Raw genomic sequence first — 18,916 nt, forward strand, 5'->3', positions numbered from 1 at the left:
GTCGATGTCGAAAGGACGATCGCCGCAGCCTTATAGTTAATGCGCCCTTAACCTTCCCACGCCTAGTCTGGCATCCGAATCTGCCGGAGTGCGTCATGCGCTCGGGCCAGGCAATCAAGACGGGGAAGAGCATGCGTTCAGGGGCTTCAGCACCGCTCGCGCTGACCGATACCGGGGGCGGCATCCAGGCATTCGCGCGGCGCCAGGTCGGCCGGCTGGTCGGCGCCGGCCTGTTCGCGTTCACCGCCTTCGCCGTCGCAAGCCTCGCGACCTGGAACGTCGCCGACCCGAGCTTCTCGCACGCCACCGCCAACACCGTCACCAACGCCATGGGCTATGCCGGCGCGGTCTTCTCCGACCTTGCGATGCAGTTCTTCGGCCTTGCCGCGGTTGCCGCGCTGGTTCCGGCCGTCGTCTGGGGCTATCTGCTGTTTTCGGCGCGCGGCGTCGACCGGCTGCCCAAGCGCGGGCTGTTCTGGTTCGGTTTTGCGCTGCTCGCCGCCGCGATCGCGGGCTGCGTGGTTCCGCCCAAGACCTGGCCGCTGCCTACCGGCCTCGGCGGCGTCTTCGGCGACATGGTGCTCAAGATTCCCGGCGTCCTCATCGGCGGCTATCCGACCGGACTGGTCGCCAGCGTGCTCGCCATATTGCTGGCTGCACCGGCGCTCTGGCTGTTCGCCTATGGCGCGGCGCTGATCGGGCGCAAGAACGGCTTCGCCGTGATGGAAGAACCGGCCGCGGCGGACCCGCGCGAGGACGAGCTTCTCTTCGACAATGACGAGGACGAGGGCGACGAGGGCATATTGGCGCTCGGCGCCATCACCCATTGGTGGCTGTCGTTGCGCGCGTGGATGCATCGCCGCGCGGTGCGCCGCAGGCAGGAGCGCGACGAGTTCGAACCGGAGATGGAGCCACGCGCAAGCGCTTGGCGACGTGCCGCCGAACGGGTCGAGTCGGCCGAGTTCGCCGAATCCCGCATGAGCCAGGACGGCCGCGCCCGTGTCGAACCGGAATTCTTCGCCGCCATGGTCAACGACCGCGGCGTTTCCGTCGATCCGGCCGACGACGATGTCTTCGGCCGCGACGACGAGGACATGGATTTCGACGACGAGCCCGTCGCCCAGCGGCGTGCCCCCAAGGTCCAGCAGTTCCGGTCCGACGCCGCCACCCGGGTCGAGGCGCCGGCGGCGCGACCCGTGCCTGGCGCCCGCGTCCAGCGCGAGGCGCAGACCTCGCTGATCGGCTCGGACACGTTCGAAATGCCGTCGCTGCATTTCCTGTCCGAACCCAAGAACGTCGCGCGAGACCCAAGTCTTTCCAAGGATGCGCTGGAACAGAACGCGCGCCTGCTCGAAGGCGTGCTGGAGGATTTCGGCGTCAAGGGCGAGATCATCGCCGTCCGCCCGGGTCCGGTCGTCACCCTTTATGAGCTCGAACCCGCGCCGGGCATCAAGTCGTCGCGCGTCATCGGCCTTTCCGACGATATCGCTCGCTCGATGAGCGCGATTGCCTGCCGCGTCGCCGTCGTACCCGGCCGCAACGCCATCGGCATCGAACTGCCAAACGCCAAGCGCGAGACGGTTTATCTCAGGGAGATCATGGCCAGCCGCGACTTCGAGACGACCAAGGCCAAGCTGGCGCTGGCGCTGGGAAAGACCATCAATGGCGAGGCCGTCATCGTCGACATCGCCAAGATGCCGCACGTGCTGGTCGCCGGCACCACCGGTTCGGGCAAGTCGGTCGCCATCAACACCATGATCCTGTCGCTGCTCTACCGGCTCACACCGCAGGAATGCCGGCTGATCATGATCGATCCGAAGATGCTCGAACTCTCCGTCTATGACGGCATTCCGCATCTTTTGACGCCGGTCGTGACCGATCCGAAGAAGGCGGTGGTGGCGCTGAAATGGACCGTGCGCGAGATGGAGGACCGCTACCGCAAGATGTCCAAGGTCGGCGTGCGCAACATCGATGGTTTCAACGCACGCGTCCAACAGGCCGAGAAGAAGGGCGAAAAGATCTCGCGCACCGTGCAGACCGGCTTCGACCGCCAGACCGGCGAGGCGATCTACGAGACCGAGAATCTCGATCTCGAGCCGATGCCCTATATCGTTGTCATCATCGACGAAATGGCCGACCTGATGATGGTCGCCGGCAAGGACATCGAAGGCGCCGTCCAGCGTCTGGCGCAGATGGCGCGCGCCGCCGGCATCCATGTCATCATGGCGACGCAACGCCCCTCGGTCGACGTCATCACCGGTACCATCAAGGCCAATTTCCCGACCCGCATCTCCTTCCAGGTGACGTCGAAGATCGACAGCCGCACCATTTTGGGCGAGCAGGGCGCCGAGCAGCTGCTCGGCATGGGCGACATGCTCTACATGGCCGGCGGCGGCCGCATCCAGCGCGTGCACGGGCCGTTCGTCTCCGATGACGAGGTCGAGAAGATCGTCGGGCACCTGAAGCTGCAGGGCGTGCCGGAATATCTCGACGCCATCACCGAGGATGACGGCGAGGACGACGACGAGCCGTCCGGAAAGGGCGGTTCCGGTGGCGGAAGCGGCGGCAATTTCGAGGATTCCGACGATCCCTACGATCAAGCGGTCTCGGTGGTGCTGCGCGACGGCAAGGCCTCGACCAGCTACATCCAGCGGCGTCTGGGCATCGGCTATAACAGGGCCGCCTCGATCATCGAGAAGATGGAAAAGGAAGGCATTGTCGGCCCGGCCAACCATGCCGGAAAACGCGAAATCCTGGTGCCGACCGAAGACGACAAATTCTAGCTGGTGGGAGTTCGCGGCAACTTTGAACCTGCTGGCGCGTTCAAGCGATTGAGCAGCGATCGCCTCGCCAAACTTCAGCCCAACTGGGGGTTCACGACAGCGACCAAATCAGGAATCAAACGAGAGTGACCGATATGAAAAACGATCTTTCAGCGCTCAGCGATCTTGCCCCGACACGCCGCCAGTTGCTTGGCCTCGGTCTTGTGTTCGCCGGTGCCGCCGCCCTCAACGTGGTGCCCGGATTCGAGCTGCTGGCCTCGGCGCAGGCGGCCGCGCCTCCGGCGGCGCAAAAGATCGCCGACCATTTCTCAGCGGTTAAATCGATGAGCGGCGAATTCGTCCAGTTCGGCCCCAAAGGCGAGCAGACCGGCGGCAAATTCTTCCTGGAACGGCCGGGCAAGATCCGCTTCAATTATGACGGAGCTTCGAATTTCCGGGTGATTTCCGACGGCAGATCAGTTGCCATCCTCAACAAGAAACTGAACACGTCGGACCTTTATCCGCTATCAAAGACGCCGCTGAAGCTGCTGCTCGACGACCGCATCGACCTCTCCGGCGACCGCGTCAAGAGCGTCAAGGAAGAAGACGACCTCACCACCATCCAGCTCTCCGACAAGTCGGTTTTCGGCAATGCGCGAATCACCATGATGTTCGACCCGAAAACCTACGACCTGCGGCAGTGGACGATTACCGACGCGCAGGGCAAGGACACGACGGTGATGATCTTCAACACCAAGGAAGGCGTCAGTTTCGCGCCGGACACCTTCGCCATCGACTATACGGCCAATCGCGAGCTGAACACGAAAACCAGGTAGGTTTCGTCGCCTCGCTTGTCTTTCCGGCGTGCGGCTGGCAGTAGTTCGGCGATCTCTCGCCGGACCTTGCCGCATGCCCTTTTCGATCGCGACCTGGAACATCAACTCCGTGCGCCTGCGCATGCCGATCATCGAACGCCTGCTCGATGAGTATGCGCCCGATGTGCTTTGCCTGCAGGAAACCAAGGTCCCGGACGAGCTCTTTCCCGAAAAAGCCTTTCGCAAGGTCGGCTATCCCTACATCGCCTTCCATGGCCAGAAGGGCTATCACGGCGTGGCGACGGTGGCGCGGCGGCCGATCGAGGTCGTCGAAAGGCGCCGCTTCTGCGATATCGAGGACAGCCGGCATCTGTCGGTGACGGTGCGGGCCGGCGGCAAGACAATCCTGCTGCACAATTTCTACGTTCCCGCGGGCGGCGACGAACCGGATCCCGAGATCAACAGGAAGTTCAGGCACAAGCTCGATTTCGTCGCCGAGATGAATGCCATCCGGGCCGAGCATGACGAGGTGTCGGCCTCGGTGCTGGTCGGAGACCTCAATATCGCGCCGCTGGAGCATGATGTCTGGTCGCACAAGCAATTGCTCAACGTGGTCAGCCACACGCCGGTCGAGACCCAAAACTTCGAGGCGATGCGGCTGGCCGGCGGCTGGGTCGACCTGATGCGGCTCAACGTGCCATCGGAACAGAAGCTCTACACTTGGTGGAGCTATCGTGCGCAGGATTGGGAGGCGTCCAATCGCGGCCGACGGCTCGACCATGTCTGGTCGTCGCCAAACCTGGTGCCTGATTTTGCCGGCTATGAGATCCTCCGGCAGGCACGTGGCTGGGACCGGCCTTCGGACCATGTGCCGGTCATCGCCAGGTTTGATCTGGATTAGTGCCACGTAGGTTTCGCGACGAATGTAGTGTGGTTCCGCTGGTTGTGCCTCAGCCCGAAAAGCGCGGGGCCAGTTCCTCGATGCGGCGGATCATGTCGTGGAATTCCTCGGAGATGCGCTGGTGCAGTTTCACCGCCAATTCCGGATACTCCTCGAGGATGCGCCGGAACATCTTGCGGCTCAGCCTTATCACTTCCGAGTCGATTTCGGCCGAGGCGCTGGTCAGCCGGTTGGTGTCGGCGATCAGCGCCAGTTCGCTGAGCATCGTGCCGGGGCCGGCTTTTCCAATCGGGATGCGCTCGCCATCTTGCTCGCGATAGAGCACGATAAGCCCGCTGACCACGACATAGGCCGAGTCGGCCACGTCGTCCTCGCGATAAAGCTTGTGGTCCGCCTGCACCAAAGTGGTCTCGGCACCGAAGGCGAGCAGGCGCAGCTGTTCCTGCGTGAAGCCCTCGAAAAGCCTCACGGCGGACAGGATGCGGATGTCGTCATCCAGCGCCATCTAGCTGTGTCCCCGAACGGTCAGTCCAATCCCTCCTCTGCGGTACGCTTCCTGAATCCCCCTCCAACAGGATCGTACCCGAAAACGGCCCCGTCCAGACCGCTCATTGGATAGTGAAATGTTTAAGGAACCAGCTTGTAGCCGCCGCTTTCTGTCACAAGAATTTCGGCATTGGAAGGATCACGCTCGATCTTCTGGCGCAGACGGTAGACATGGGTTTCCAGCGTGTGCGTGGTGACGCCGGAATTGTATCCCCACACTTCCTCCAGCAGCACGTCACGCGTTACCACCTTCTGGTCGGCGCGATAGAGATATTTGATGATCGAGGCCTCCTTTTCCGTCAGCCGCACCTTGCCGCCGCGCGGGTCAATGAGCAGTTTCTGGCTGGGCTTGAAGGTGTAGGGGCCGACCGAGAAGGTCGCGTCCTCGCTCTGCTCGTGCTGGCGCAACTGCGCCCGGATACGGGCAAGCAGCACCGCGAAGCGGAACGGCTTGGTCACATAGTCGTTGGCGCCGGCCTCGAGGCCCAGAATCGTGTCCGAATCGGTGTCGTGGCCGGTCAGCATGATGATGGGCGCCTTGTAGCCGCCCTTGCGCAGGATCTTCACCGCTTCCCTGCCATCCATGTCGGGCAAGCCGACATCCATGATGAGCAGATCGATGAGCCCGCCGCGCGCAGCGGTGACGCCTTTTGCCGCAGTGGATTCCTGCAGCACGTCGAATTCCTCGTAGAGGGACAGTTGCTCGACCAATGTGCCGCGCAGGTCGTCATCGTCGTCGACGATCAGGATGGTACGTGAGGTCATGGATCAATCCGTTGTTTTGAAAAGTGAATTCAGTTGACCGCTGCGTATTTATGCGGAAGCTGGCCGGCACAATAGCCGATCACAGTGATTTGTTCCGTGGCACGATCATACAAGAAAAAACGCGATCGCAATGCAGCCGGCGCAATTTTGGCAAAAGGGCTGCCCGTACTGACCGTGCGGGCGAGGCCCGGCCACCCAAGCCAAGGCCTGCTGCAGGCCGGCAAAACGGTGTTTGCGTGCGCGCTCGGGCGCGGCGGCATCTCGTCCGGCAAGCGGGAAGGCGACGGCGCCACGCCGCTCGCTTCGATGCGCATCCTGGCGGGCTATTTTCGGGGGGATCAGTTTGCCGCCGGCCGCAAGACGCGGCTGGCTATGGCGCCGATCGGGCCGGATCTCGGCTGGTGCGAGGTGCCAGACGACCGCAACTATAACAGGCCGGTCAGGATTCCCTATGGCGCCAGCCACGAACGCATGCGGCGCGACGACCGGCTCTATGACGCCTGCCTGGTGCTCGACTGGAATATCGCGCCGCGCCGCCGCGGGCGCGGCAGCGCCATCTTCTTCCACCTGGCGCGCCCCGGCTTTACGCCGACGGAAGGTTGCGTGGCCGTGACCGCGCGCACGATGGCGCGGCTTTTGCCGCTGCTGTCGGACCGGACGGTGGTGAGGGTGGTGAGGTGAGGAATAGGGAATAGGGAATAGGGAATAGGGAAAGTCTTCAGTAGGAGCAGGCACGCCCAGGCCGCATCATCTGCCCTACTCCCTACTCCCTACTCCCTACTCCCTACCTCTTCCTATTCCGCTGCCAGCCGATGTCGAGAAGGCCCAGCCGGCCGGTCTCACGGTCCATGGCCTTCGCGATGTCCTTGCGGGCGGCGCCGATATCGCGCAACTGGCGGTCGGACAGGTCCTCGACGTCCTGGTGGGCAAGATTGATCGCGACCCTGGCCTGCCGCAGCCAATCACGGGCAGCCGACAGCCAGCTTGGCCGGGCGATGTATGCAGGGTGAAGAACGATGTGAGACATGATGGGATTCCTATACTCCGGACATCAAATCCGGTTTGATGGTGTTTTGATGCTGCAATCATGCCGGATTGAAAAACAAACGAGAAACGAGTAGTTCTTTTCTCATCATCAAGTTTTATTTGAGGATTGAGGCTTCATGGATCGCTTCGATCGGGCCGGGCGCTGATGGCGGCCCTGTTGCCGGGAACGCGGGCGCTGAGAACGCTGGAGGCTGCGGCCCGGCACCTCAATTTCACCCGCGCCGCCGACGAGCTCGGCCTGACGCCCGCCGCCGTCAGCCATCAGATCAAGGAAATCGAGGATCAGCTCGGCATCGTGCTGTTCACCCGCACCAGCCGCACCATCCGACTGACGGAAGCGGGCGCGGTGCTGTACGAGGCAGCGACCGACACGCTCGACCTGCTTGGCCGGGCGGTGATGCGCGCGCGCAAGATGGCGCGCGGCACCGAATTCCTGAAAGTGACGCTGGATGCCCAGTTCGCGGCGAAATGGCTGATGCGGCGCGTCGAAAATTTCCGCAAACTGCGGCCGGGCATCGAACTCAGGTTCGACATCGCCTATGGCTTGCGCGATTTTGATCTCGACGACGTCGATGTCGGCATCCGCTTCGGCGCCGGCAAATATCCGGGGCTCTACGCGCATCGCCTGTTCGACAACATCATCATTCCCGTGTGCAGTCCGGGCCTCCTGGCATCCGGGCCGCCCCTGCGCGAGCCGCGCGACCTGTTCAACCACACGCTTGCCCATATCGAATGGGCTCGCCAGGGCGTGACATGGCCGAACTGGCGCATGTGGATGGCGGCTGCCGGCATCAACGATTTCGACGACAGCCGCACCGTCGTCTTCGGCACGTCCACGGATGCTGTCCAGGCAGCGCTCGACGGCAATGCCGTCGCGCTCGCCGATTTCGCCATGGTGGCAAACGACTTGTCCGAGGGCCGGCTGGTGCGGCCCTTCGAGCTCAGCATCAGGGTTGCGCCGGAATTCGCCTATTTCCTTGTCTATCCGCAGGCGACAGCCGAGGATCCCCGTATCGTCGCCTTCCGCGAATGGATTCTGGAGGAGGTGGCGAGGACGCGCAGCGCGGACAAGCTGTAGGCGGCTTCGCGAGGTTCGGCCTTCCTTAGGACCGGGCGTTGTGGCCGAAGATCATGCGCCGGTACTTTTTCACGTTCCATTTCAGCTTCTTGTAGAGAAGCGGCTGTCTCTTGCCGGCGACGGACGTTTGGAAAGCGCCGTTCTCGCTGCCCTGCTCGACGATCGGCCGCTCGAACCACAGCATTTCAACACCGAGCTTCTCGTCCATCTGTTCGATCTGGTGGTCGATGGCCGTGGATATCTTGTTTTGCGCAATCCAGTTGCAACGGGCTTCGGCGACCGGCCGGGTGATCAGGTAGGAATCGGCGCAGCGGGCATGGAGCGCCGGGTAAAGCTTCTGGCCTTTGCGCAATTTCCAGCTCGGCGTGTAGTAGTTGCTTCCATTGCCGAGATAGATGACGGCCTTGCGGTTGGGATCGCCGAGTTCGGCGAGCCCCTGCCGGAACTTGGCGACAAAGTCGCGGGCGAGGAAGACGTCATCCTCGAACACCAGGCAATAGGGCTGGTCGGTTTCGAGGAAATCACGCCAGATGCCGACATGCTTCAGCGCCAGCGAGACAGCCGCCGGGTGTGTAAAGTCTGGAGCGACCAGTTCGGCCCGGATATCGGGCGTGATGTCAGGCTGGTCCCAGTCGGTGTAGAAGGTGACCGGCACGCCGCGCCGCTCGAACTCGCGCACGATATGCCGGCGCCGGTCGTCATAGCCATTCTTGACATGACAGATCCGGCTGAACACCAGGTCGCGCGGAAAGCCGGTTTCGTCCGCCATCAAAACTAGCGCTCCATTCAGGCCGCGACGGCGCCGAATCAGCCGATCACCACACCGATGATCAGCAGCACGCCGAGCCAATGGCCACCATCGATGAGGGTCAGGTCCCAGCCGAAATTCTCGTAGCGATGGTTGACCGACAGCGTCGTGGCGACGAAACCCAGCCAAAGCACGAAGCCGAAGATCAGCCCCGCCAGCCAGGTCGGCTCACCACCCGTCATCGCGCCGACGACCAGGGCCATGACCAGCGCCATAATCAGTTCCGCGATGAAGGAGATGACGAAGGGCAGCGGCGATTTCTTCATCGTCGCCGGATCGAGCTTGGCGGCCTTCAGCCAGGGCTTGCTCAACGCCATGTACCAGGCGGCGCCGAACAGCCATGCGACGACGGCGGCGGCGACCACCGCCATCCAGTTCACTGCTGAAAAATCCATGAGCTTCCCCCTCCAGATGCGGTTTATGGAAACGCCTGTTCGGCGATGGCGTCAAGCAGTCGCCACACGGTCGTACGTTTGACCTCGGCATCCTCGAGCGCCCGTGTCACCGGCACCTGATAGACGCCAAGCGGCGCCAGCCCCGATCGCGGCAGGTAGGACCGGCCGGGATCGCCGACCAGTATGTCGGCGCCACGCCGTTTGAGCGCCGAAAACCACGGCATCAGCCGGTCGGCGAAGGGTTTGTCATAGAAGACGTCGCCAGCCAGGACCACGTCCCAGCCCGCATCGGTGCCGATACAGTCCGCGCCGAGGAATTCGATCGGAACACCATTGGCCTCGCTGTTGAGACGAACCGCGGTGGCGCAGAACGGGTCGATGTCGGCGGCGGTCACGTCCGCCGCACCGGCCCTGGCGGCGGCGATGGCAACAATGCCGGAACCCGAGGCGAAGTCGAGCACGCGCTTGCCTCGCACCATATCGGGATGGTCGATGACATAGCGGGCGAGGCCCTGGCCGCCGGCCCAGGCAAAAGCCCAGAAGGGTGGCGGCAGGCCGATCTCGACCAGTTCCTCCTCGGTCCGCTGCCAAAGGTCATGCGCTTCGTCGGCGAGGTGTAAAAGAATCTCAGGCACATGCGGCGGCGCCATCAGCGCCGTGTTGTCGAGAATGAACTGCCTGGCGCTGTCGGAGGTGAGCGCCGTCACGGCGCAGGCGTCAGGCCGCCCATGCGGCAGACTTCCTTCCATTCGGCCGGCGTCACCGGCTGCACGGAAAGCCGTCCGAGCCGCACCAGCGCCATCTCGGCCAGTTTTGGATTGGCCTTGACGTCTTCCAGCGTCGGCGGGTTCGGCACGTCCCTGACGGCGCGGATGTCGACACACTCCCAGCGCGGATTATCCGATGTGGTGTCGGGATGGGCCAGCGCGCAGACCTCGGCGATGCCGACCACGTTCAGCCCCTCGTTGGAATGGTAGAAGAAGCCGAGATCGCCGATCTGCATGGCCTTCATGTTGTTGCGGGCGGCGTAGTTGCGCACGCCGTCCCATTGGGTGCCGGCCTTGCCCTTGGCCTTCAACGCCTCGAAGGAGAAAACCGAGGGTTCGGATTTGAACAGCCAGTAGTTCATTTTCGTTCTCCTGCCGGTTAGCCGGCCGCCGGCTTGTTGAAGACCCAGTTCCACGGGCGGATTTCGACGCTCTCGAACAGCCCCGCCTTGGCATAGGGGTCGGCGGCCGACAGCGCCTGCGCTCCGGCCATATCGGGCGCTTCGATCACGGCGAGCGTGCCGTTCGGCTTGCCATCAGCATCGAGGAACGGGCCGGCGAAGGCCAGCTTCTTCTCGCCATTCAGCGCCTCGAGAAAGGCGACATGCGCGGGCCGCGTATCAACGCGCACCTGCAGGCTTCCGGGCTTGTCCTTGCAAATCAGTGCAAACAGCATGTCTTTCTCCTGATGGTCGTCAATCGTTGGTCTCGGTCTTCAGCGGCCGGGTCATCAAGGCTGTCACGGCCTCGCCGATGGTGATGGTGCCGTCCAGGATGGCGGCCACGGCGGCGATGATCGGCGCATCGATGTTGCGCTCGGCGGCGATGCGGGCGGCGATGGCCGCCGTCGGCACGCCCTCGGCCAGCGGCAGCCCGGAAAGCGCCTTGCCTTGCCCGAGCGCCAGCCCATAAGCGAAATTGCGCGATTGGGTGGACGAGCAGGTGAGCAGCAGGTCGCCGAGGCCGGAAAGCCCCATCAGGGTCTCGGGCCTTGCGCCGAAGGCGGCACCGATGCGGCGCAGCTCGACGAAGCCGCGCGTGACCATGGCGGCCTGGGCGCTGGCGCCGAGCCCGGCCCCGGTGACGGCGCCGGCGGCGATGGCGAAGACGTTCTTCAAGGCGCCGCCGATCTCGACGCCGATCAGGTCGTCGCTCGAATAGCAGCGCAGGTTTTCCGCCGAGAAACGGGCGGCAAGGTCGGCGGCAAGCGCCTCGTCGCCGGCGGCCACCACCACCGCCGTCGGCAGGCCGCGGGCGACATCGCTGGCGAAGCTCGGCCCGGACAAGGCGGCGACCGGGTTTCGCGGCAGGATTTCCAGAGCGATTGCCGACAGCAAGGCGCCGGTGTCGCGCTCGATGCCCTTGGCGCAGAGCACGAGCGGAATGCCGGCCGGCATATGATCCTTCGCGGCCGCCAGAGTCGCGCGCAACGCCTGCGCCGGCGTCACCGCCAGCACGCAATCGGCGCCAGTGAGCGCCGCCTCGATGTCGCTCGTCGCCTCGATGCCTGGCGCGATGGCGATGCCGGGCAGGTAGCGTGGGTTCTCGCCTCGACCGATCGAGGCCACGGTTTCAGGGTCACGCGCGAACAGCCGCACGGCATGGCCGGCGCGCAGCATGGCCAGCGCCAGCGCCGTGCCCCAGGCGCCGCCGCCGAGCACGGCGACACGCCAGCCACTTTTGCCCCGGCCCGCGCTCTTCGTGGCCCGATCTGTCATGCCTTGGCTCCGCGCCGACCGGAGCCGACCATTGGCGTCGAGACGCTGTCCAGGGGCCAGCGCGAGCGCGGCACGAAATCGAAGCCGTTCTCCTGCGCCATGCCTGCGCGCAGCCGCTCGATGCCGGCCCAGGCAATCATCGCGGCATTGTCGGTGCACAATTTCAGCGGCGGCGCGACGAAGGTGAAGCCGGCCTCGGCGCAGAGCCGTTCCAGCGTCGCCTTGATGGCGCGGTTGGCGGCGACGCCGCCGGCGACGACCAGCGACGGGCTTTTCGTGCCAGGGAATGTCTCGCGAAAGCGTGCCAGGGCGCGAGAAACGCGGTCGGCCAATGCATCGGCGACCGCCGCCTGGAACGACGCGCAGATGTCGGCGACATCCTGGTCGCTCAGGGGCTCGATCGCGGTTGCCGCCTGGCGCACGGCGGTCTTTAAGCCGGAAAAGGAAAAATCGGGCTGCGCCGAGCCCTTCATCGGCCGCGGGAAGGCAAAGCGCGACGGGTTGCCCGATAGCGCCGCCTTCTCGACATTCGGACCGCCGGGATAGGGCAGGCCGAGCATCTTGGCGGTCTTGTCGAAGGCTTCGCCGAGCGCGTCGTCGATGGTGGTGGCCCAGCGCTGATACTCGCCGACGCCGCGCACGGCGAGGATCTGCGTGTGGCCGCCGGAGACCAGCAGCAGCAGGTAGGGGAATTCGAGCCCGTCGGTCAGCCGCGCCGTCAAGGCGTGGCCTTCGAGGTGGTTGACGGCGATCAGCGGCTTGTTCGCCGCGGCGGCGATCGCCTTGGCCGTCATCAGGCCGACGATCAGCCCGCCGACGAGGCCTGGACCGGCGGTTGCGGCGATCGCGTCGATATCGGCCAGCGCCACGCCCGAATCGGCGAGCGCCGCCTCGACGATGCCGTCCAGCGCCTCGACATGGGCGCGCGCGGCGATCTCGGGCACGACACCGCCGAAGGCGGCATGTTCCTCGATCTGAGAGAGCACGACATTGGACAGGATTTTCGGCGCGGCATCGCCCTCCAGCGCCACGACGCTGGCGGCGGTCTCGTCGCAACTCGTCTCAATGCCCAGAACGCGGATCAATTCGTCGCTATCCCAAGAGATTGTTTATGAGGCTATTCCCCATTAGGAAAAGGCCGGCAAGACCTCGATTTCGCTCGGGGGTTATCACGGACCGCGCGCCATGCAAACTTTGAAAATCGGAACCTGCAAAATCGGAACGCGCGGCAGCCCGCTGGCGCTTGCCCAGGCGCATGAGACGCGTGTGCGGCTGATGAAAGCGCATGACCTTCCCGAGCAGGCGTTTGAAGTGGTACCCATCTCGACCAGCGGCGACCGTATTCAGGACCGGCCACTGTCGGAGGCCGGCGGCAAAGGCCTGTTCACCAAGGAAATCGAGGAAGCGCTGCTCGACGGGCGTATCGACATCGCCGTGCATTCGTCGAAGGACATGCCGACGGTGCTTCCGGGCGGATTAGAGCTTTCCACTTTCCTGCCGCGCGAGGACGCGCGCGACGCTTTCATAGGCAAGGCGGTCGGGCGGATCGCCGATCTGCCGCATGGCGCCAAGGTCGGATCGTCATCGCTCCGTCGCCAGGCGCTGATCCGCCGGATGCGGCCGGATTTCGAGGTGGTGATGTTCCGCGGCAATGTGCAGACGCGGCTGCGCAAGCTGGATGAAGGCATCGCCGAGGGCACCATTCTCGCCTATGCCGGGCTGAAGCGGCTCGGGCTCGAAGGCGTGATTACCGACCTGATGCCGCTGGAGGATTTTCCGCCGGCGCCGGGACAAGGCGCGATCGGCATCGAAACGCGCGTCGGCGACCGTGATATCGAGACAATGCTTGCGGCGATCCATCACGTGCCGACGGGCCAGGCCTTGGCCTGCGAACGCGCGTTTCTCGCCACGCTCGACGGCTCGTGCCGCACACCGATCGCCGGCCATGCGACGGTGTCGGGCGGGAAACTGTCCTTTGCCGGGCTGATCATCTCGCCCGACGGCACGGAGTGGCATGACGTCCGGTTGGAAGGCGAGGCCACGGACGCGGCGGAAATGGGGGCTGACGCCGCGCGGGCGGTTCGCGCCAGGGCCGGCGAAAAGTTCTTCGACGGCTGGCTCTGAAAATGCTTCGCGTCCTGGTCACCAGACCGGAGCCCGGTGCATCGCGCACGGCGCGAAAGCTGAAAGAAATGGGTTTTGAGCCTCTTCTCCTGCCATTGACGGAGACGACGGCACTGCCGGTCGATGCCAAGGCGGTTCCGGACGATGTCGCAGCCGTCGCCATCACCAGCGCCAATGCCGTGCGCCATGCCTCTGGAGATCTGGTAGCGGCGCTTTCCAGGCTGCCTTGTCATGCTGTCGGTAAGAGGACCGCCGAGGCCGCGCGCAAAGTCGGTTTTCTGTCGGTCAGCGAGGGGCCTGGCGATGCCGAGGCGCTGGCCGACGGCATGGCGACCGCCTTTTCCGGCAAAACGATCGTCTATCTCTGTGGGCGCGTGCGGTTTGCTGCCTTCGAACAGAAGCTGGAAGCAGCGTATGTCCAGGTCCATGCCGTAGAGACTTATGACACGCTTGCGGTGAGCTATTCGGACGAAGCGATCCTTCCGCTGCTATCAGGCCAAGCCGTCGATGTGGTGCTGCTCTATTCGGCCAACGCCGCTGCCGCGATGCAGGTCCTGGCCAGACGACCCGCTCTGCAAAAAGCCTTTGAAAAGACGCGTTTTTTTGTCCTTTCCGCGCGCATCGCCGCCGCCTTCGGCGACAGCGCCGGCAAAGCAATCCGTGTCGCCGCACGGCCCGACGAGGAGGCGCTGCTGGCACTTTTGCGGGCACGGCCCTGACCCGCGTCATCACACCGCCCCTTTTCACCGCTTGGTGATGTGCTAGACCCTTTTTAGAACCATCACGCGCCGCCGCGCGTTGAGACGAAGCGAATTTTGCGGAGCCCATGCATGGTCAAGACGCCGAAGATGCGACACTCGAAAAGCCGCCGCGAGCCGGTGACCATCGACCTCGATCCGGGCGCCGTCTCACGCATCGTCGACGAGGATGCCGCCAAGGTTACCGTCCAGACCGACGAGGCGAGGGCCGAGGAATCCGCGAACGCCTCGCGACCAGAGCTCCCGGAAGAGCCGGTGCATGCCGATCAGGCGGATCTCGAACCCTGGGAGCATGGCGACGCCGCCGCCGGGCGGTCCGGCACAGAGGCGCCGCCGCATGCCGAGGCCGAAGCCGCCGAGCCGGAAATGCCTTATCCCGGTTCGGATACACCTCCCAACCAGGCCAGGGCGTTCGACTACAGCTTCGAGGACGCAAGCACAAAGACCGGCGAGGCCAAAGCGGCTGCCGGAAAAACCGACTCAAGGAGCGAGCCGATGGCAGCGCAGCCGAAGCGGGGCGGCCTCAACGGCATCGCCGCCGGCATCATCGGCGGTGTCATCGCGCTGGTCGGCGCCGGTGGCCTGCAATTTGCCGGCCTGCTCGGCGCGCCGGGTTCCGCTCCCGGTGCCTCGCTCGACGGCGTCAATGGCGAGATCGCCTCGTTGAAGAGCGAAATCGCAGACATGAGGGAAGCCGGCAACAACAATGGTGCATCGGCCAAGGTCGACGGCCTGTCGTCGGCGCTCGACCAGGTCAAGAGCGATGTCGCGGCGCTGAAATCGGCGGTCGAAAAGGGCGGCGCCGGCGACAATGCCGGGCTCGCCGCACTTGGCGACAAGGTCAAGCAGATCGAAACGGCCGTCGCCGCTCTCGGCAAGGCCGGCAGCGCGGCGCCCGTCGATCTCGGCCCACTCAACGAAAAAATGGCCGGTCTCGATGCGCTGGTGAAGTCGACGGGCGAGGCGGCGAAGGCGCAGGAAGGCCGGCTTGCCGCGCTCGAGCAATCGGTGTCGCAGCTTTCCGGGAAGGTCGACGCACAGGCGTCGCAGCCGAAGATCGCGATCGCCATCGCGGCTTCCGCGCTCAAGGCCGCGCTCGACCGTGGCGCGCCGTTTTCGGCCGAACTCGATACGCTGGCCGCGATCTCGCCTGATGCGCCGCAGCTTGCGACCTTGCGTGCCTATGCCGAAAAGGGCGTGCCGACCCGCACCGAGATCGCCTCGCAGATGGACGTCGCCGCCAATGCCATGGTCGCCGCCGCCACGCCGGTCGACCAGAATGCCGGCTTCCTGCAGAATTTGATGTCGAGCGCCGAGTCACTGGTCAAGGTCCGGCCGATCGGGGCCGTCGAAGGTAAAGGTGCGCCGGAAACCGTGGCGCGCATGGAGGTTGCGGTCACTCAGGGTGACTACGCCAAGGCGCTCAGCGAATATGACACGCTGCCGGAAGCCGCGAAGGCCGCGGGCGCCGACTTTGCCGGCAAACTGAAGGCGCGCATCGAGGTCGAAACCCAGGTCGACGCGCTGATCTCCGGCGCGATGAAGGCATGAGGGCAACACGATGATCCGCCTGCTCGCCTTCCTCATCGTCGTCTTCGCGCTCGGGCTGGGCTTTGCCTGGCTGGCCGACCGGCCGGGCGACATGGTCGTCACCTTCAACGGCTATCAGTACCAGGTCAGCCTGATGGTGGCGGCGGTGGCCGTCGTCGCCGTCGTCGCGGCGGTGATGATCGTCTGGTGGCTGATCAAGTCGCTGTGGAACAGCCCCTACACAATTTCGCGCTATTTTCGCGTGCGCCGCCGCGACCGTGGCTATCAGGCGCTGTCGACCGGCATGATCGCCGCCGGCGCCGGCGATGGGGCGCTGGCCCGCAAGAAGACCAAGGAAGCCGCCAAGCTGATCCGCTCCGACCAGGAGCCGTTGATCCATCTGCTCGAAGCGCAGGCATCGCTGCTCGAAGGCGACCATGAAGGTGCGCGGCAAAAATTCGAGAGCATGCTCGACGATCCGGAAATGCGGCTGCTTGGCCTGCGCGGGCTTTATCTGGAAGCCGAGCGCCTGGGCGACCGCAACGCCGCCCGGCACTATGCCGGCCGCGCCGCCGCGGTGGCGCCGCAACTGGCATGGGCGGCCGAATCGACGCTGGAGGAGCTGACCGCGCGCGGCGATTGGGACGGTGCGCTGAAACTGGTCGAGGCGCAGAAGTCGACGCGGCAGATCGAGCGCGATGCTGCCAACCGCCGCCGCGCCGTGCTGTTGACCGCCAAGGCGCAATCGCTCGCCGACAGCGATCCCGCGGCTGCCAGGACAGCGGCGATCGAGGCCAACAGACTCGCCCCCGACTTCGCGCCTGCCGCCGTTGCCGCCGCCGCCGCGCTGTTCAAACAGAACGACGTGCGCAAGGGCTCGAAGATCCTCGAGACTGCATGGAAGGCCGAGCCGCATCCCGAAATTGCCGAGCTTTACACCCATGCTAGGCCTGGCGACGCCGTGCTTGATCGGCTCAACCGGGCAAAGAAGCTGCAGGAGATGAAGAAGAACCACACCGAATCGTCGATGACGGTGGCGCGTGCGGCGCTCGACGCGCAGGATTTGTCGACCGCCCGCCGCGAGGCCGAAGCCGCGATCCGCATGGACCGCCGCGAGGGCGCCTATCTGCTCCTGGCCGACATTGAGGAGGCCGAGACCGGCGACCAGGGCAAAGTACGGCAGCTGCTCTCCAAGGCGGTTCGGGCGCCGCGCGATCCGGCCTGGGTCGCCGACGGCATCGTCTCCGAGCGCTGGGCGCCGGTCTCGCCGGTCACCGGGCGGCTCGACGCCTTCGAATGGCGCGCGCCGATGGAACGCCTTGGCCAACTGATCGACAGTCGCGATGTTGAACCGGATGCCCCGGTGGTAGCCATCGAGGCGACGGGCAGGCCTGAAAAGCCGGTCGAGGTGATCGATCATGCCGCCCCGGGCAACGAGGCAACGGGCAAGGACGCCGAAAGCCGCGAGGATCATGTCACCCCGGTCACGGCCGCCGCCTTTGCCGCGGTGCCGGCCGATGCCGAGGCCGTCGAGCCGGCGGAAGAACTGGCGCGCCTGCCGGACGATCCAGGCGTCGATCCGGACGACGAGGCGGAAAAGTCGCCACGCCGGTTCCGGCTGTTTTGATTTTGGCCATCGGGTGATTTGACCTGGCCATCGGGCCGTTTGGGAATGAATTGATGTTCGAGCGCGTTCTGTCGTTTCTCAGGGATTTACCGGCCGGCTCGGCCAGCCACACCAGCGCGGACGATCCGCGCGTCGCGGCTTCGGCGCTGCTCTACCATGTGATGAATGCCGATGGCGTGCGCCAGGATGTCGAGTGGGAGCGCTTCAAGGCGGTGCTGGCGCAGAGCTATTCGATCAGTGGTGCCGAACTCGAAGCGCTCGTCGCCGCCGGCGAGCGCGCCGACAATGAAGCGATCGACCTCTATGCCTTCACCAGCGTGCTCAAGCGCCATCTCGACGCGGAGGGGCGCAAGGCCTTCATCGGCCTGATGTGGGAGATCGTCTATGCCGATGGCGAGCTGCATGAGCTCGAGGACAATACGGTGTGGCGCGTTGCCGAGCTGATCGGCGTCGAGCGCCACGACCGGGTCGAGGCGCGCCGCCAGGCCGCGGCGCATGCGCCAGGCGCGCGCGGGACGTCAAGCGACGAATAGACGGGATTTCGCCCAACGATGCAGCGCGCAACGAGCCCGAAGCCAAAGATCCTGATCGTGCTGCATCAGGAGAATTCGAGCCCCGGACGCGTCGGCCACATGCTCCTGGAAGAAGGCTTCGATCTCGACATTCGCCGCCCGCCGCTCGGTGACGCCTTGCCGGAAACGCTGGATGGCCATGCCGGCGCGGTGGTGTTCGGCGGGCCAATGAGCGCCAATGACGAGGACGAGTTCGTCCGCCGCGAAACCAACTGGCTGGAAGTCCCGCTCAGGGAAAACCGGCCGTTGCTCGGCATCTGCCTGGGCGCGCAGATGCTGGCCAATCATCTCGGCGGCAAGGTCGAGGGCCACGGCGAAGGGCTGGTGGAGATCGGCTGGTATCCGCTGAAGGGGACCGAGGCCGGCAGGAAGCTGATGCACTGGCCCGAAATGGTCTACCAGTTCCACCGCGAGGGCTTTTCGCTGCCGAGCGACGCGACGCTGCTGGCCACGAACGAGACCTATCCCAACCAGGCCTTCCGCTATCGCGACAATGCCTGGGGCATCCAGTTCCATGGCGAACTCACCAGGGTGATGATGCAGCGCTGGGTGGTGCGCGGCGCCCATCGTTTCGAGCTACCCGGCGCCCAGCCCGGCCGCGACCATCTCGGCGGCCGGCTGATCTGGGACATGCACCTAAAGCGCTGGCTCGACGAGTTCTTGCGGATGATTTTTGGCGGGCCGGCGGCGCGTTAGGGCAGAC

General features: G+C 64.8%; 21 protein-coding genes. 11 read left to right on the forward strand and 10 right to left on the reverse strand.

Annotated elements, in window-relative coordinates; translation table 11 throughout:
* Positions 1-131: 131 nt before the first annotated feature.
* The 3 genes from EN850_RS27465 (at position 132) to EN850_RS27475 (ending at position 4,478) form a co-directional block, all read left to right on the forward strand.
* Entirely contained in the window at positions 132-2,783 is a 2,652-nt protein-coding gene (locus EN850_RS27465) for a DNA translocase FtsK (RefSeq protein WP_136092687.1), read from the forward strand.
* Positions 2,784-2,917: 134 nt separating this feature from the next.
* Positions 2,918-3,598: an outer membrane lipoprotein carrier protein LolA gene (locus tag EN850_RS27470; RefSeq protein WP_135922014.1), complete on the forward strand. Its 681-nt coding sequence runs from the start codon at positions 2,918-2,920 to the stop codon at positions 3,596-3,598.
* A gap of 73 nt (positions 3,599-3,671) precedes the next feature.
* Positions 3,672-4,478, forward strand: coding sequence for an exodeoxyribonuclease III (locus tag EN850_RS27475; protein WP_135883213.1), 807 nt, complete (start codon positions 3,672-3,674; stop codon positions 4,476-4,478).
* Between the two features lie 49 nt (positions 4,479-4,527).
* On the opposite strand, the gene EN850_RS27480 is transcribed toward EN850_RS27475, so the two are convergent.
* Both EN850_RS27480 and EN850_RS27485 read right to left on the reverse strand, forming a co-directional pair.
* Positions 4,528-4,983: a cyclic nucleotide-binding domain-containing protein gene (locus EN850_RS27480; RefSeq protein WP_127872841.1), complete on the reverse strand. Its 456-nt coding sequence runs from the start codon at positions 4,981-4,983 to the stop codon at positions 4,528-4,530.
* A gap of 122 nt (positions 4,984-5,105) precedes the next feature.
* The gene (locus EN850_RS27485; protein ID WP_027145512.1) at positions 5,106-5,789 is read right to left on the reverse strand and encodes a response regulator transcription factor; all 684 of its coding nucleotides are present in this window, start codon (positions 5,787-5,789) and stop codon (positions 5,106-5,108) included.
* A 144-nt stretch (positions 5,790-5,933) separates the two neighbouring features.
* Here EN850_RS27485 and EN850_RS27490 point away from each other — a divergent pair, with 144 nt between their 5' ends.
* Complete coding sequence (locus tag EN850_RS27490) at positions 5,934-6,470, forward strand: L,D-transpeptidase (protein WP_167531445.1); 537 nt, start codon at positions 5,934-5,936, stop codon at positions 6,468-6,470.
* A gap of 103 nt (positions 6,471-6,573) precedes the next feature.
* Here EN850_RS27490 and EN850_RS27495 read toward each other — a convergent pair whose 3' ends face one another.
* Positions 6,574-6,816, reverse strand: coding sequence for a hypothetical protein (locus EN850_RS27495; RefSeq protein ID WP_127278259.1), 243 nt, complete (start codon positions 6,814-6,816; stop codon positions 6,574-6,576).
* Between the two features lie 165 nt (positions 6,817-6,981).
* Between EN850_RS27495 and gcvA the strand changes: the two genes are divergently transcribed.
* Positions 6,982-7,914: a transcriptional regulator GcvA gene (gene gcvA, locus EN850_RS27500; protein WP_136092688.1), complete on the forward strand. Its 933-nt coding sequence runs from the start codon at positions 6,982-6,984 to the stop codon at positions 7,912-7,914.
* Between the two features lie 25 nt (positions 7,915-7,939).
* Here the strand turns inward: gcvA and EN850_RS27505 are convergent, their stop codons facing one another.
* Genes EN850_RS27505 through tsaD form a run of 7 tightly spaced genes read right to left on the reverse strand, consistent with a single transcriptional unit; the run spans position 7,940 to position 12,684 of the window.
* Complete coding sequence (locus EN850_RS27505; RefSeq protein ID WP_136092689.1) at positions 7,940-8,683, reverse strand: glycosyltransferase family 25 protein; 744 nt, start codon at positions 8,681-8,683, stop codon at positions 7,940-7,942.
* Between the two features lie 38 nt (positions 8,684-8,721).
* On the reverse strand, positions 8,722-9,117 hold the full coding sequence (locus EN850_RS27510; RefSeq protein WP_136092690.1) for a DUF1761 domain-containing protein: 396 nt from the start codon (positions 9,115-9,117) through the stop codon (positions 8,722-8,724).
* A gap of 23 nt (positions 9,118-9,140) precedes the next feature.
* Positions 9,141-9,824: a methyltransferase gene (locus EN850_RS27515; protein ID WP_136092691.1), complete on the reverse strand. Its 684-nt coding sequence runs from the start codon at positions 9,822-9,824 to the stop codon at positions 9,141-9,143.
* Positions 9,821-10,246 carry an EVE domain-containing protein gene (locus tag EN850_RS27520; protein WP_136092692.1) on the reverse strand — a complete coding sequence of 142 codons (426 nt, stop codon included), beginning with the start codon at positions 10,244-10,246 and terminating at the stop codon, positions 9,821-9,823. Before EN850_RS27520 ends, EN850_RS27515 begins: the two co-directional genes overlap by 4 nt.
* A 17-nt stretch (positions 10,247-10,263) precedes the next feature.
* Positions 10,264-10,560: a YciI-like protein gene (locus tag EN850_RS27525; protein WP_127278253.1), complete on the reverse strand. Its 297-nt coding sequence runs from the start codon at positions 10,558-10,560 to the stop codon at positions 10,264-10,266.
* 19 nt (positions 10,561-10,579) lie between these two features.
* A complete protein-coding gene (locus EN850_RS27530; protein ID WP_127872846.1) occupies positions 10,580-11,602 on the reverse strand; it encodes an NAD(P)H-dependent glycerol-3-phosphate dehydrogenase in 1,023 nt (340 codons plus the stop codon).
* Entirely contained in the window at positions 11,599-12,684 is a 1,086-nt protein-coding gene (tsaD, locus tag EN850_RS27535) for a tRNA (adenosine(37)-N6)-threonylcarbamoyltransferase complex transferase subunit TsaD (protein WP_189343598.1), read from the reverse strand. Before tsaD ends, EN850_RS27530 begins: the two co-directional genes overlap by 4 nt.
* 103 nt (positions 12,685-12,787) lie before the next feature.
* Between tsaD and hemC the strand changes: the two genes are divergently transcribed.
* The 6 genes from hemC to EN850_RS27565 all read left to right on the forward strand — a co-directional run bounded on the left by hemC (position 12,788) and on the right by EN850_RS27565 (position 18,909).
* Complete coding sequence (gene hemC / locus EN850_RS27540) at positions 12,788-13,726, forward strand: hydroxymethylbilane synthase (RefSeq protein WP_136092693.1); 939 nt, start codon at positions 12,788-12,790, stop codon at positions 13,724-13,726.
* 2 nt (positions 13,727-13,728) lie between these two features.
* A complete protein-coding gene (locus EN850_RS27545; RefSeq protein WP_136092694.1) occupies positions 13,729-14,445 on the forward strand; it encodes a uroporphyrinogen-III synthase in 717 nt (238 codons plus the stop codon).
* Between the two features lie 111 nt (positions 14,446-14,556).
* Positions 14,557-16,035, forward strand: coding sequence for a COG4223 family protein (locus tag EN850_RS27550; protein ID WP_136092695.1), 1,479 nt, complete (start codon positions 14,557-14,559; stop codon positions 16,033-16,035).
* Positions 16,036-16,045: 10 nt separating this feature from the next.
* A complete protein-coding gene (locus EN850_RS27555; RefSeq protein ID WP_127277926.1) occupies positions 16,046-17,641 on the forward strand; it encodes a heme biosynthesis protein HemY in 1,596 nt (531 codons plus the stop codon).
* 53 nt (positions 17,642-17,694) lie between these two features.
* Positions 17,695-18,174: a TerB family tellurite resistance protein gene (locus tag EN850_RS27560; protein ID WP_127277927.1), complete on the forward strand. Its 480-nt coding sequence runs from the start codon at positions 17,695-17,697 to the stop codon at positions 18,172-18,174.
* Positions 18,175-18,192: 18 nt separating this feature from the next.
* Positions 18,193-18,909, forward strand: a complete 717-nt coding sequence (locus EN850_RS27565; protein WP_127277928.1) for a glutamine amidotransferase — start codon at positions 18,193-18,195, stop codon at positions 18,907-18,909.
* The last annotated feature ends 7 nt before the right edge of the window (positions 18,910-18,916 follow it).

This window comes from Mesorhizobium sp. M8A.F.Ca.ET.207.01.1.1, assembly GCF_004794715.1.
Lineage (GTDB): Bacteria > Pseudomonadota > Alphaproteobacteria > Rhizobiales > Rhizobiaceae > Mesorhizobium.

Coding starts and splice junctions, on each gene's coding strand:
- EN850_RS27495 (WP_127278259.1), bottom strand. CDS start 6,816: ATGTCTCACATCGTTCTTCACCCTGCATACATCGCCCGGCCAAGCTGG.
- EN850_RS27465 (WP_136092687.1), top strand. CDS start 132: ATGCGTTCAGGGGCTTCAGCACCGCTCGCGCTGACCGATACCGGGGGC.
- hemC (WP_136092693.1), top strand. CDS start 12,788: ATGCAAACTTTGAAAATCGGAACCTGCAAAATCGGAACGCGCGGCAGC.
- EN850_RS27505 (WP_136092689.1), bottom strand. CDS start 8,683: ATGGCGGACGAAACCGGCTTTCCGCGCGACCTGGTGTTCAGCCGGATC.
- EN850_RS27475 (WP_135883213.1), top strand. CDS start 3,672: ATGCCCTTTTCGATCGCGACCTGGAACATCAACTCCGTGCGCCTGCGC.
- gcvA (WP_136092688.1), top strand. CDS start 6,982: ATGGCGGCCCTGTTGCCGGGAACGCGGGCGCTGAGAACGCTGGAGGCT.
- EN850_RS27555 (WP_127277926.1), top strand. CDS start 16,046: ATGATCCGCCTGCTCGCCTTCCTCATCGTCGTCTTCGCGCTCGGGCTG.
- EN850_RS27550 (WP_136092695.1), top strand. CDS start 14,557: ATGGTCAAGACGCCGAAGATGCGACACTCGAAAAGCCGCCGCGAGCCG.
- EN850_RS27510 (WP_136092690.1), bottom strand. CDS start 9,117: ATGGATTTTTCAGCAGTGAACTGGATGGCGGTGGTCGCCGCCGCCGTC.
- EN850_RS27565 (WP_127277928.1), top strand. CDS start 18,193: ATGCAGCGCGCAACGAGCCCGAAGCCAAAGATCCTGATCGTGCTGCAT.
- EN850_RS27470 (WP_135922014.1), top strand. CDS start 2,918: ATGAAAAACGATCTTTCAGCGCTCAGCGATCTTGCCCCGACACGCCGC.
- EN850_RS27480 (WP_127872841.1), bottom strand. CDS start 4,983: ATGGCGCTGGATGACGACATCCGCATCCTGTCCGCCGTGAGGCTTTTC.
- EN850_RS27560 (WP_127277927.1), top strand. CDS start 17,695: ATGTTCGAGCGCGTTCTGTCGTTTCTCAGGGATTTACCGGCCGGCTCG.
- EN850_RS27485 (WP_027145512.1), bottom strand. CDS start 5,789: ATGACCTCACGTACCATCCTGATCGTCGACGACGATGACGACCTGCGC.
- EN850_RS27525 (WP_127278253.1), bottom strand. CDS start 10,560: ATGCTGTTTGCACTGATTTGCAAGGACAAGCCCGGAAGCCTGCAGGTG.
- EN850_RS27530 (WP_127872846.1), bottom strand. CDS start 11,602: ATGACAGATCGGGCCACGAAGAGCGCGGGCCGGGGCAAAAGTGGCTGG.
- EN850_RS27545 (WP_136092694.1), top strand. CDS start 13,729: ATGCTTCGCGTCCTGGTCACCAGACCGGAGCCCGGTGCATCGCGCACG.
- EN850_RS27520 (WP_136092692.1), bottom strand. CDS start 10,246: ATGAACTACTGGCTGTTCAAATCCGAACCCTCGGTTTTCTCCTTCGAG.